At 63.7% G+C, this 11806-nt stretch carries 10 protein-coding genes; 8 read left to right on the forward strand and 2 right to left on the reverse strand.

All coding sequences use genetic code 11. From position 1 onward, the window contains the following. Positions 1-16 precede the first annotated feature (16 nt). The 4 genes from A9X01_RS24300 (at position 17) to A9X01_RS24315 (ending at position 4246) form a co-directional block, all read left to right on the forward strand. The gene (locus A9X01_RS24300) at positions 17-1054 is read left to right on the forward strand and encodes a dihydrodipicolinate synthase family protein (RefSeq protein WP_065123170.1); all 1038 of its coding nucleotides are present in this window, start codon (positions 17-19) and stop codon (positions 1052-1054) included. Between the two features lie 102 nt (positions 1055-1156). Further along, a complete protein-coding gene (locus A9X01_RS24305; protein ID WP_065123171.1) occupies positions 1157-1933 on the forward strand; it encodes an SDR family NAD(P)-dependent oxidoreductase in 777 nt (258 codons plus the stop codon). Continuing rightward, on the forward strand, positions 1930-3363 hold the full coding sequence (locus tag A9X01_RS24310) for an NAD-dependent succinate-semialdehyde dehydrogenase (protein WP_065123172.1): 1434 nt from the start codon (positions 1930-1932) through the stop codon (positions 3361-3363). Before A9X01_RS24305 ends, A9X01_RS24310 begins: the two co-directional genes overlap by 4 nt. A gap of 112 nt (positions 3364-3475) precedes the next feature. Then, positions 3476-4246 carry an RsiV family protein gene (locus A9X01_RS24315; RefSeq protein ID WP_065123173.1) on the forward strand — a complete coding sequence of 257 codons (771 nt, stop codon included), beginning with the start codon at positions 3476-3478 and terminating at the stop codon, positions 4244-4246. A gap of 32 nt (positions 4247-4278) precedes the next feature. On the opposite strand, the gene A9X01_RS24320 is transcribed toward A9X01_RS24315, so the two are convergent. Next, positions 4279-5172, reverse strand: a complete 894-nt coding sequence (locus A9X01_RS24320) for a hypothetical protein (protein WP_065123174.1) — start codon at positions 5170-5172, stop codon at positions 4279-4281. A 230-nt stretch (positions 5173-5402) separates the two neighbouring features. On the opposite strand from A9X01_RS24320, the gene A9X01_RS24325 reads away from it, so the two are divergent. Beyond that, the gene (locus tag A9X01_RS24325) at positions 5403-5840 is read left to right on the forward strand and encodes a hypothetical protein (RefSeq protein WP_065123175.1); all 438 of its coding nucleotides are present in this window, start codon (positions 5403-5405) and stop codon (positions 5838-5840) included. A gap of 29 nt (positions 5841-5869) precedes the next feature. On the opposite strand, the gene A9X01_RS24330 is transcribed toward A9X01_RS24325, so the two are convergent. Next, positions 5870-6814, reverse strand: coding sequence for a cupin domain-containing protein (locus tag A9X01_RS24330; RefSeq protein ID WP_065123176.1), 945 nt, complete (start codon positions 6812-6814; stop codon positions 5870-5872). A gap of 268 nt (positions 6815-7082) precedes the next feature. Between A9X01_RS24330 and A9X01_RS24335 the strand changes: the two genes are divergently transcribed. The 3 genes from A9X01_RS24335 (at position 7083) to A9X01_RS24345 (ending at position 11586) form a co-directional block, all read left to right on the forward strand. Then, on the forward strand, positions 7083-7553 hold the full coding sequence (locus tag A9X01_RS24335) for a YkgB family protein (protein ID WP_065123177.1): 471 nt from the start codon (positions 7083-7085) through the stop codon (positions 7551-7553). Positions 7554-7978: 425 nt separating this feature from the next. Further along, positions 7979-10591 carry a glycoside hydrolase family 2 protein gene (locus A9X01_RS24340; protein ID WP_253849362.1) on the forward strand — a complete coding sequence of 871 codons (2613 nt, stop codon included), beginning with the start codon at positions 7979-7981 and terminating at the stop codon, positions 10589-10591. Between the two features lie 38 nt (positions 10592-10629). Further along, positions 10630-11586, forward strand: coding sequence for an NAD(P)H-dependent flavin oxidoreductase (locus A9X01_RS24345; protein ID WP_065123178.1), 957 nt, complete (start codon positions 10630-10632; stop codon positions 11584-11586). The last annotated feature ends 220 nt before the right edge of the window (positions 11587-11806 follow it).

Below are 11806 nucleotides of genomic sequence, written 5' to 3' on the forward strand. Positions count from 1 at the left end.
AAGGAGCACAAACGCAATGAATTCTCTGCCAAAAGTGACCGGACGCGATATGCGCGGAGTCATGGCCTACCCGCCGACGCCGGCGCTTCCGGGCGCCGAACGGGTCGATGCCACCGACACCGTCGATCTGGTCGAGACGGAGCGAATGATTCGGACCCTGATCGATGACGGTGTGGACGCCATCGCGCTCAACGGCACTCTGGGCGAATGCGCGACACTGACTTTGGACGAGTGGAAGAGCTTCGCCGGTTGCGTCGCCGAAACCGTCAAGTCGGTCAGTCCGGATTTCCCGGTATTCATCGGTACGACCACGCTGAACACCCGCGACACCGTGGCCCGCATGAAATATCTTGTCGACCTGGGCATCACCGGCACCCTGCTCGGCCGCCCGATGTGGGGCAACATGGTGGCACCGGTCATGGAGCGTTTCTATCGCGACGTGGCCGAGGCGGTTCCAGAATTGGCCATCGTCGTCTACGACAACACCGCTGCCTTCGGCGGCGTGATCCCGCGCGTCGTCTACCGCACGTTGGTGGAGCTGCCCCAGATTGTCGCAGTGAAGTACGCCGGCGGCGCCTCGACGGGCTTCCGCTACCACAACGACATGGCGCACACCGGTACCAGCTTTCCCTTGATGCCGATCGAAACCGATTGGCTACCGGCGTGGGAGATGTACGGCGAGGAATTGGTGGGCATGGCTTGGTCGTCGACCACCGCCTGCGGTCCGGCGCCCGTGTTGGCTTTGCGTGATGCTCTGCGGGAAGGGCGAATCGACGATGCTCGCTGGCTCAACGAGCGGCTGCGCTGGGCGCACGAGCCATTCTTGGTGGGCCAGGACTTCATGGAGTTCTCGAAGTACAACGTTCCGCTGGAAAAGATTCGGGTGAACGAAGCCGGCTATATCCAGGTGGGCAAGTGCCGACCTCCTTACACCGAGGACTTGGTGCCCGAGGTGCACGTTCGGGACACCAAGGAACACATCGGGCGCTACCAACAGGTGATCAAGGAGGTCGCCGACAGGTTGGGCGTCACCCACACCGTCGAACAGTCATAGTGCGAGCCCGGTAGGGGATTACGCGGCGGCGTCGGAGCGCGACGAAGGCGCTCCGACGCGCTCGCGGCTGTGGCCGAGGGTTAAGGGAAGAGATTTGCTTCGATGAATAGTGGATTGTCCGAGGCGTCAATGCTGGTGTGCGGTGGCGGGTCCGGCATTGGCCGGGGCGTCGTGGACGCGTATGCGGCCGAGGGGGCGAGGGTAACGGTTGTCGAGCGTTCCGAAGAGGCCGCCGCGCGGGTGCGTCGTGAGCACGGCGGCGCGGTACGAGTGGTGGTCGGGGACGCAACCGATGCGGCAACTCTGGACGCAGCGATCGACACCGCGATGGGTGCCTTCGGCGGCCTGGACAACTTGACGTGCTGCGTCGGCGTGTTCGACTTCTATGCGTCGATGCGAAACATGACCGTGGGGGAATTGGCTGACGCCGCAGAAGAGTCCTGGCGCGCAAACGTGCTCAGTGCGCTGTTAGCGGTGAACCTCGCCTACCCCCAGCTACGCGAGCGGGGCGGCTCGATCACCCTCACACTCTCCGAGTCGGCGTTTCACCCCGTCGGCGGTGGCGTCTTGTACGGAAGCGCGAAATGGGCGCTGCGCGGGCTGGTTTCGCATCTGGCTCGCGACCTGGCCCCCGAGATCCGCGTCAACGGCGTCGCGCCGGGTGGCACCACCGGCACGAACTTCGGGGGATTGCGAACGCTGGGACAGACAGAAACGGCGGCCACCGTCGAAGGTCGTGACGCGCGGATACGGGCCAACAATCTCCTTGGGGTGCTACCTACCCCGTCCGACCATGCGCAGGCCTACGTGTACTTGGCGGATCCGTGCAGATCCCGGGTACTCACCGGAGCCATCATCAACACGGACGGCGGCAAGTGATCGGGTCGGTCCCCACCGACTTGTGGATCGGTGAGCGACAGATCCCACCCCGCAGCGGTCTCCGGTTCGACGTCATCGACCCCGCCACCGGCGTACCGCTTGCCCAAGTGGCCGATGCGGGACCGGCCGACGCGATGTGCGCCTTGGACCTTGCTGACCGGGTGCAGCCGGTATGGGCGGCGACCCCGGCCCGTCGACGCAGCGAAATCCTCTGTCGAGCCTACGAATTGGTGCGAGCACGTGCGGAACAGTTCGCCAGCGTGATCACGCTCGAGATGGGCAAGCCACTCACCGAAAGCCGCGAAGAGGTCGGCTACGGCGCGGAGTTCTTGCGCTGGTTCGCCGAGGAAGCGGTCAGGATAGGCGGACGCACGGCTACTGCACCGGCAGGTACCGGTCAGATCCTGGTGACGAAGGAACCGGTGGGACCCGTGTTGGCGATCACGCCGTGGAACTTTCCGCTGGCGATGGGCACCCGAAAGATCGCGGCGGCGTTGGCGGCGGGCTGCACCATCCTCGTCAAGCCGGCACCGGAGACTCCTCTGACAATGCAGCTCCTCGGCCGAGTCTTCGCTGACGCGGGCCTTCCCGACGGTGTGCTATCGATTTTGCCGACATCGTCGGCTGCGGCGGTGAGCGAACCGCTGATCCGGGATGCGCGGTTGCGGAAACTGACGTTCACCGGGTCCACGCCGGTGGGCAAGCACTTGGTCAAGTTGTCGGCCGACCGTCTGCTGCGGACGTCGATGGAGCTTGGTGGCAACGCACCACTCCTGGTATTCGAGGACGCCGACATCGACACAGCAGTCAAGGAAGCCGTCGCCGCGAAGTTCCGCAATGGCGGACAGGCCTGCACCGCCGCGAATCGCTTCTACGTGGCCCAGCGGGTTTTCGAGGAGTTCGTCGACGGACTGGTGCAGCGGGTATCAGCCCTGCGGCTCGGGCCGGGCACCGACCCTGCCACCGACATAGGCCCATTGATCAGTGCGGAACAGGTCAGTGCCGTCGGCGCACTGGTCGATGACGCCACCGCCCGCGGTGCGTGCGTGCGGCTCGGCGGCACAGCGCCGTCTCGTGAAGGCTTCTTCTTTCAGCCAACCGTGCTTGAAGGGGTGCCTCGTGACGCGCGGCTACTCCGGGAGGAGATTTTCGGCCCGGTTGCCCCGGTGGTCGCCTTCGCCGACGAGGACGAGGCGATCGCGGCGGCGAACGACACCAAATACGGGCTCGCGGCCTACGTTTTCAGTCGAGACATCCAGCGTGTCGCGCGGGTCAGCGGCGCCCTCAAGGCAGGGATGGTCGGGGTCAACCGCGGGATCATCTCCGATCCGGCGGCGCCATTCGGCGGTGTGAAGGAATCCGGATACGGGCGCGAAGGGGGTCGAGAAGGCATCGATGAATATCTCGACGTCAAGTACATCGCCCTGTAAGAGTGACGTTGCCGGCGGTGGTTGAAACTCTGCCCGCTTCGCCTTGCTTGGCTAATGCACGCTAACCTCGCCTCGGGGGGAGGTGCCGCGTCTGCTCGGGAGGGATTCACATATGCGCATGCTTAGCGTTGCCGTTTTTGTCGCGGCGGCCGCCGCCTTCGGGTCGTTAGTCGCGCCGGAGGCGCTGGCGGCGCCGAAGGACTACTGCGCCGACCTCAAGGGCAGCAGTACGGGCAAAGCGTGTGAGATTCAGGTCTCTGACCCTGCCTACAGCATCGACATCAGCATCCCGCTGGATTACCCCAACCAACAGCCGATCGCCGACTTTGTCTCCCAGACACGCGACGCGTTCGTCAATGCGGCCAAGTCAGGCGCGTCCCGCTCTGAGTTGACGATCAAGCCGACGGAATACAACTCCGCGATTCCACCGCGTGGCACGCAAACCGTGGTGTTCAAGGTGTACCGAAACGTCGCCGGTGCGCAACCACAGACGACGTTCAAGGCCTTCAACTGGGACCAGACCTATCGCAAGCAAATCCTTTTCACGGCCAAGTCCGACGACAAACAAAACACGCCATTGTGGCGGGTGGACGATCCGCTGAAGGTCGTTGCGCCGATCGTCCAGGCCGAACTGTCGAAGCAGCAGGCCCCGGCACCGGCGGCCGGGCCATCGACGCCGCCCGCGCAACCGGGTCAGCCGGCCACAACCGCGCCGCCTCCGGTGGTGCCGATCTCAGCGACCGCGCTGTATGACCCCGCCAACTACCAGAATTTCGCGGTGGTCAACGACGGGGTGATCTTCTTCTTCGACCAGGGCGCGCTGGTGCCGGACGCTGCGCAGGTGCTGGTGCCGCGGTCGGCGATCGACCCGATGCTTGCTTGAGGCTTCGGCGCCGAGCCGATGGACACGGCCGCTTATGCCGCCTGCGCGGCTACCGTCGTAGATCCGGGGAACGGGACCTCCACACCCCGTTGGAACGACAGGGCCGCGCTCTGGAGAAGCAACGTGAGCGCCAGCAGGCTGACCCATAGCCAGGCTTCGGTGGGCGAGATGTGCACGGCGGGATTCGCATAACCCAGCAGCGCGACTGAGCGCATGGTCACCGCGATCGCGAGGACGATCGTCGTGTAGGGGACCAACGATTGGAAGCGTCGGGCCGTGCTGCTGAGGGGTGCTTCCGACCGCCGCCGCTTGATTCCGGCCACCCATATGACCGCACTGACGCAGGTGATCGCCACCGGTATCAGGGTCGAGAAGTGGTTGGCCTGGTCCCATAGCGGTTGCAGCGGCTGTCGCGTCTCGGGATTGCCGAGCGCCAACGCAAGATGTCCCAGCGTTTGCTCGACGAACGCGACGGCGAGCGCCGGAGCGACCACCGCAAGGATGAACACGCAATGCTTGACGAGCAGGGCTGAGGTTCCCGAAAAGAACTGCACCACGGCATAAAGCAACATGTAGACCGAGGCCGCCAGCGACACCGCGGCCAGCACTGCCGCGGACGCGGCTCGGCCTTCGGTGAGGGCGCAGCCGCTCTCACCGGCAAGCAAGCTGTAACGCAGGGTGGTCAGAATCAACCCCAGGAATGCGCACACCAGCGCGATCCCCACCTGATTCTCATGCTGAGCCTCACGGGGGTCCAGCACACGACTATCCCCGCGGCGGCGATAGGCACGGTCCAGCACGAGATTGATGACGACGAACGCGAAGCCGGCCAGGATGCCGGCGAACTGGGCGTAGCTCCGCGCCACTACCGACGGGTCAAAACCAGACCAAAGGACGCAGGGCTCAGCGAATAGTCCGATGGCCATTGCCGCATAGTAATGACCACATTGGCAATCAAGTGTGTTGTGAGGCCACGTGTCTCACGGGCCGAAGGCCTGCGTTTCGCTCCGTGGCCCTGTCGGCCGCCTCGCGCAGTGCGAGCCATGTCGTAGGCGGCGGGGCTGCCACATCGAATTTGCCGCCCAACCGGCCGATCGTTTGTGCTATAGCAAATCTGTGAAGTAATGACTGCAGCTCATAGGGAGGACGCGAGACCATGACCGTTGCACGAGGCTTTCTCCCGGTCGCCGCGCTCGCCGGCTGGCTGGCCATCGGATCAGTTGGCACCGCATGGGCGGCACCGACGTTGAGCGGCCACTACATCGCGACCGTCACCTCGTCAACGGGGGAGACCACCGATAGCGACTGGTACTTCACTCCGTGCGGTGATGGATGCGCGTCAGCAGCCAACACCCCCGGCGGCCCGTCCTTCGGCAACGCACGAATGGTCAACGGCCAGTGGACGATGGTCTGGCACTCTGATGCCTTCTGCCCGGGCGGCTCGCGGGTTCCGGGGGTGTACGTCAGCTACGCCAGCTGGGACCCGGAAACCCTTGAGGGCAAAGATGATTCGGGCATCGACACGCCGATATGCGGGTCCGGAGGCAGACCGCCACGCGTGACCCAGCACCTGCAACTCACCCAAGTGGGATAGTTCTCTGGGCCTGGCTCGCGGTCAAATAGTCAGTCGCCCGGCGCCGTCTCCTCGTGCCATCGCCGCTGTTGCCTACGCCGAAAGCGCGCCGGCGTCGTCCCAACCTCCGCGCGGAAAGCGCGCGAGAATGCCGACTCGGATTGATAGCCAACCTGGCTGGCGCCGGGGGCCACCGGCGCGTCACTCGAATCGAGCAGTTGCACCGCAGTCATCACCCGCACGCGCACCAGAAAAGTGCCTACCGTCATGCCTGTTTCCTGACCAAAACGACGTAGGAACGTCGCCCGGGACATGGCGGCCGAGCGGCTAAGCCGATCGATGGTCCAGTCAGCACCCGGCTCCTGGAGAACGTTTTCGATGGTTTTCGCGATACGTGGATCGGCTGCCGCGGTCCACAACGCGCTCGTCGTGGCGGCGTTTGTCGAAGATCTCAGAGTCATCGCAAGGAGTGCCGTGGCGAGGGCCGACAGGATCGCAGCGGTGCCTTTCCCTTCGCGCTGTGCCTCTTTGCGCATCATGGCACTCAACATCGCCAGCATCTCCTCGGTGTCCGCGGACTGCCCCAGTGGCACGTGCAGGGGATCCGGCAGACTGCCGAACAGCACCGCGCCTGCACCTGCATCGAAGGTGTAATGCCCGCAGAACAAGTCGATGACCGCGGCACCCCCGCGCCTGCTGTGGGTCGTCACGAAAGCTTCACCGGCGGTGTCGGTTGTGCCGCGTACACGGCCAGCCCCAGCCGTGATCACTTGATGGGGAGACCCACTCGGAATCAACACAACGTCTCCTGGTCGCATCTCCAGCAGCCTGGAACCAACCTGCAGCTGACATTGGCCCTCAAGCAGGACGTGGAACGGTGCCTGCAGCTTGGGGTATGCCGCGACATCCATCCGGGTGGTTCTGCCTAACAGGCAGCGCTTGTCGATGCTCGCACCGAGCCGTACCAACTCCAGCAAGCGGCTGACGGTGTCCATGGATGAGACTTTCGAGCAGAAATATGGGCCTATTTGCCCTATTTGTACCACTCTTGATTGCGTACGTTCAACGCATGTCGGAGGTCTGTTGCGTCGCCGTACGTGACTGAGCATGCCGACTGAGTCACTAAATGCGTTGCGCCGCCGTGAAATTTATGTCTAGCGCAGGTGGGCAGAACAACATCGACGAGGAGTCATCTTGAGGGAACACGAACAGTTGGCATCCACCGGAACAAGCGCTCGTAGAGCGGGTTTCACCCATGGCATCATGCGGGGGTTGCCTGCGGTAAGCGTCCTCGCCGCGGTGCTACTCCGGTACGGACTGGTCATCGTCATCGGGTGGATCGGCCTGCTGAAGTTCGCCCACTACGAAGCGCACCAAATCGCGCCGCTGGTCGCTCACAGCCCCTTCATGGCCTGGCTGTACGACGTCTTTCCCGAGTACACCTTCTCCGTGCTGCTCGGGGTGATGGAGGTCAGTGCAGCCATTCTCTTGGCGGTGAAACCTATCGCGCCGCGGATTTCAGCTCTCGGGAGTCTGTTGTCAATCCTGCTGTTCATCTCCACTATCACGTTTTTGTTCACCACCCCAGGCGTCGGCGAACCGGCCGGCGGTGGTTTCCCCGCGATCACGTTGCTGGCCGAATTTCTTCTCAAAGACACGGTGCTGCTGGGCGCTTCGTTCTGGACACTGGCGGATGCTATTCGGTCGGGCTGGCTCTCGAGCCGGCCCGACTGAACTGGTTCCCAGCGACGGTGGGTTGTCGCCAAGGTTCGTGCAGTCCCGCTGCTGGGGGCCAATGACCTAGGAACGCGGCCAGCGCGTACCAAACGCAAGCACGGGACCGTTCCCTCAAATGTCTGGCGAGCTAGGCAACCGGTGTTGAGGTGGGATTTGGCGTCCTAGGGAATCGGTTGACATGATCACGCCGCGGTGACGATGGCTCACAGCATGCAGCGGTTTTGCCACGGGCTGGCGGCCAGCGGCATGATAAGGCCAACGCTCACGTCGAGGAATCGGGAAGCATGCCGAAGGTCGCCATCAAGGTCTTCATCATGTTGGCGCTGACCTCGCTGTCATTGTGCAGTGCAGCGCATTCGCCGATAGCCACTCGTGCCCCCCACGCTGCGCCGGAGCGTGTTGAGTTAGCGAACAATTGGACGATGTCTGTGGCGGACACCGTCTCGGCGGACGGTGACGCCCTGTCTGCGTCGGACTATGACGCCGGCGGTTGGTATCAGGTCCGCCACATGCCGGCCACCGTGTTGGAGGTCCTGCGTGAAAACGATGTGTACCGGGATCTGTATGTCGGCAAGAACCTCCGCGACCAGGTTCCGCAGGACCTTTATAAACATGATTGGTGGTACCGCACTCAGTTCACCGCCCCGGCGGGTCGACAGACCTACCTCTTGGAATTTCCCGGAATCAACTACCGCGCCGACATCTGGCTGAACGGGCGCCTGGTTGCCGACCACGAGCAGATCGTGGGCATGTACGCCGACCATCAGTTCGACGTGACGCCGCTGATCCGGTCCGGGGAGCCGAATGTACTGGCGGTCAGGGTAATCCCGGAACGCGCGCTGCAGGACATTGACGGTGTCGAGCTGGCTGACAGCTGGAACGACTGGATCAATTGGGACTATCTGGGCTTTCCGCCGCTTAACGGCGATCCGGACCGGCGCGGAACGTCTTTCGTCCCCGACCGCAACGCCGGCATTTGGAAGCCGGTGTACCTGACAGCGCTCGGAACCGTGGGAATCAATGCGGCGACGGTCAATTCGGAACTCCCGCTGCCCCGCACCGACAGTGCGCGCCTGACGATCCACGCCGACGTGCACAACTATTCCCAGCAACGCACCCGCGGCGTTCTCCGCGCCACCATCACCCGCCCGGACAAGACCACCGTCGATGTCGAACAGGCGGTCCTCTTGGCACCCGGCGAAGATCAGCACGTCACGTTCGCGCCAGACCAGTTCTCGCAATTGAACTTTGACCATCCGGAGTTGTGGTGGCCCTACACGATGGGCCGGCCGGATCTGCACAACCTTCGGTTGGAATACCGGGTCGACAATCAACTCAGCGACACCAAGGAACTGCGTTTCGGCATCCGGACTGTCAGACAGTACCGAGACGCGGGGTTCTCCGCAGACGGCGGAGACTTCTATCTGGAAGTCAATGGCAAGAGGTTCCCGGTGCGCGGCGCCGCATACACGCCCGATCTGCTCTTCAGGTACGACCCTGACCGCGAAACCGCAATCCTGCACTACGCCAAGGATTTAGGTCTCAACATGCTGCGGCTCGAAGGCAAGTTAGCTAGCGAACACCTCATCGAGGAAGCGGACGAGCTGGGGATCCCGCTGATGGCCGGCTGGATGTGCTGCAACCAGTGGGAGAAGTGGGAGCAGTGGGACGCCGAAGATCAACGGGTGGCGATGGACAGTCTGCGCTCACAGATTCGGGAGCTTCGAAGCCACGCCTCAGCGTTCATCTGGGCCAACGGTAGTGACGGCTTGCCGCCACCGAACATCCGTGCTCGTTACCGGTCCATCCTCGACGAATTGTATTGGCAGAATCCCATCGTCGATACCGCCTCCCCGCAGGCAAAGGATGCCGACGGCGCGGTGCAGTGGGACGGCATCGATATGACCGGACCGTATACCTGGCGCCCGCCCACCTACTGGTTCAGCGGCCGATACGGAGCCACCTGGGGTGCATCGGCCGAACAGGGAAGTAATGAACAGATACCCCCGTTCGCCAGCCTTCGGAAGTTCATCCCGCCCCACGAGTTGTGGCCGATCAACGACACCTGGTCCTTCCATGCGGGCGCGCAGTACAAGAACGCGGCCCTGCTGAGTGCGCAGCGTTCTATCGGGATGCGCTACGGGGTTTCCGACAGCGCTGAGATATTCGCTGCCAAAGCGCAATTGGCGCAATATGAGTCAGCACGCGCCCAGTTCGAGTCCTTCGCCGCCGGGGGCTGGGATATTCACAAGATGACGATCTATTGGATGCTGAACAGTCACTGGCCGTCGTTCTTCGGGCAGCTGTTCGACTACTACCTGCGCCCGGGTGGTGCTTATTTCGGAGCCAAGAAGGGTTTACGGCCGCTTTCCGTGGTCTTCGATTCCTATGCGCGGGGGATCGGCAATTCGGCACACGTCAGCGTTGTCAACCAATCGCCGACGGATGTGGACGACCTTCGGGTCCGCGTCCGGGTTTATGACCTGCAGGGCACGCTGCAGGCTGAGGGAACGGCCGAGGGCATCAGCGTCTCCGCCGGTGGTGCGACCGAGGCGATGACGCTGCCGAGCGGTCTCGCGAAGTCGCCCGTTTTCTTCGTTCGGTGTGAGCTGACGCGCCCGTCCGGCGAAGTCGTCGCGGAGAACGTGTACTGGCAGTCTCAGCAGCCCGACGACGTGGGGGATCCCGACAACGATCGGGCGTTCGATTCGATGCAGGCGAGTTGGGCGGACATGACCGCGCTGAACTGGATGCCGCGGGTGCCGCTGGACATCACGGCTTCTCACCAGGCGGACCCTGGGGGAGTGGTGATCCGGTTGCACAACCCCACGTCGAACGTCGCGTTCTTCGAACGTGCCGAGATCATGTCGACGCGCGACGGCGACGAGATCCTGCCGGTCGAGTACGACGACAACTACGTGACCGTGTTTCCCGGGGAGACCGTGGAGATCCGGGGGAGTGTGCCGGCTTCGTTGGCGAACTGGGTTCGGGTGACTGGGTATAACTCGTCGCCAATCACCGTGGCTGTCGAGTAGCGTCTCGGCTTCGTCGGTTACGTGGGTAGCCTGGGGTAATGCCTGCAGCCTTTGATCTGCGTCAGTTGGACGTGCCGGTTGTTCAAGCCGGCATGGGTACGGTGGCGGGCTTCGAACTAGCAGCCGCCGTGTCGGAGGCAGGTGGTCTGGGAACGATCGCGGGGGCGCGTGCCGAGATTGCCGCAGAGGTGGCGGCCGCACGCAGGCTTACCGGGCGACCGATCGCGGTGAACCTGTTGCTGCCCTTCGTGCGTCGTGGCGATATGGAGGCGGCCGCTGCCGCTGATGTGATCGTGACTTTTTGGGGTGTTCCCCGCCGCCTCGCTGCGACCACCTGGATTCACCAGTGCGGGTCGGTTGATGAGGCGAAGGCCGCTGAAGCCGCGGGCGCCGACGGGGTGATCGCGCAAGGAGTGGAGGCCGGCGGCCACGTCCGCGGAACGACTCCGGCGCTCGAGTTGCTCGACCAGGTGCGCAGGGCAGTGAACATTCCGGTGTTGGTCGCGGGTGGGATCGTCGATGCGCAAGGCGTGCGGGAGGCGCTGGACGCCGGTGCGGCCGCCGCCGTTGTTGGGACTCGCTTCCTGCTCAGCGAGGAGTGTCGCGCGCATCCGGAGTACAAGAGGCGTTGCCTGGAGGCCAATGAGACGGTGCTGACGGAACTCTTCGGGCTGGGCTGGCCCGATGCGCCGCACCGGGTGATTCCTAACGGTGCCACTCGGCGTTGGTTGGGTAACGGATCGCGAGGGCCGCGGTGGCTTCGTGTTGCGAATCGGCTCTTGTCTCTGCTGGCCAACTCGATGCCGGATGCGGCTCAAAACCGCGCTGTGCGAGCGCAATTGCCTGCGTGGTTGCCGTATGCGATCGCTCAGCCGCCCGGAGTGGACGGACCTGCTGAGTTGGTGGATGCGCGTCCGCTCTATGCGGGCGCGAACGTTGGGCGGATCACAGATGTTCGTCCGGCTGGTGAGCTGGTCGGGTTGCTGACGCCCTAAGGCAGACGGCGCCCGGATACTTAGCCGCATTGAGGATGCTTGGGTGATGCCCGGATGACGAGTACTAGCGTTTGGTGTGGTCTTTCGACGTAGGAACGCACCTCCTTCCGCACGCGAACGGGTACAGGCCGCGTCGCGGGTCGAGGTTGCGTCCACCAAAGTGGTGTATCAGTCGGGCCGTGAGTTGAGGACCGGCGTGTCGCAGCCGGCTAGATAAGGG

The organism is Mycobacterium asiaticum (assembly GCF_001668675.1).
GTDB classification, from domain to species: Bacteria; Actinomycetota; Actinomycetes; order Mycobacteriales; family Mycobacteriaceae; genus Mycobacterium; species Mycobacterium asiaticum_D.

What these genes read in the sequence shown, in the direction of transcription:
- A9X01_RS24300 (WP_065123170.1), top strand. Translation starts at nt 17, where the DNA reads ATGAATTCTCTGCCAAAAGTGACCGGACGCGATATGCGCGGAGTCATG.
- A9X01_RS24305 (WP_065123171.1), top strand. Translation starts at nt 1,157, where the DNA reads ATGAATAGTGGATTGTCCGAGGCGTCAATGCTGGTGTGCGGTGGCGGG.
- A9X01_RS24315 (WP_065123173.1), top strand. Translation starts at nt 3,476, where the DNA reads ATGCGCATGCTTAGCGTTGCCGTTTTTGTCGCGGCGGCCGCCGCCTTC.
- A9X01_RS24320 (WP_065123174.1), bottom strand. Translation starts at nt 5,172, where the DNA reads ATGGCCATCGGACTATTCGCTGAGCCCTGCGTCCTTTGGTCTGGTTTT.
- A9X01_RS24325 (WP_065123175.1), top strand. Translation starts at nt 5,403, where the DNA reads ATGACCGTTGCACGAGGCTTTCTCCCGGTCGCCGCGCTCGCCGGCTGG.
- A9X01_RS24330 (WP_065123176.1), bottom strand. Translation starts at nt 6,814, where the DNA reads ATGGACACCGTCAGCCGCTTGCTGGAGTTGGTACGGCTCGGTGCGAGC.
- A9X01_RS24335 (WP_065123177.1), top strand. Translation starts at nt 7,083, where the DNA reads ATGCGGGGGTTGCCTGCGGTAAGCGTCCTCGCCGCGGTGCTACTCCGG.
- A9X01_RS24340 (WP_253849362.1), top strand. Translation starts at nt 7,979, where the DNA reads ATGTCTGTGGCGGACACCGTCTCGGCGGACGGTGACGCCCTGTCTGCG.
- A9X01_RS24345 (WP_065123178.1), top strand. Translation starts at nt 10,630, where the DNA reads ATGCCTGCAGCCTTTGATCTGCGTCAGTTGGACGTGCCGGTTGTTCAA.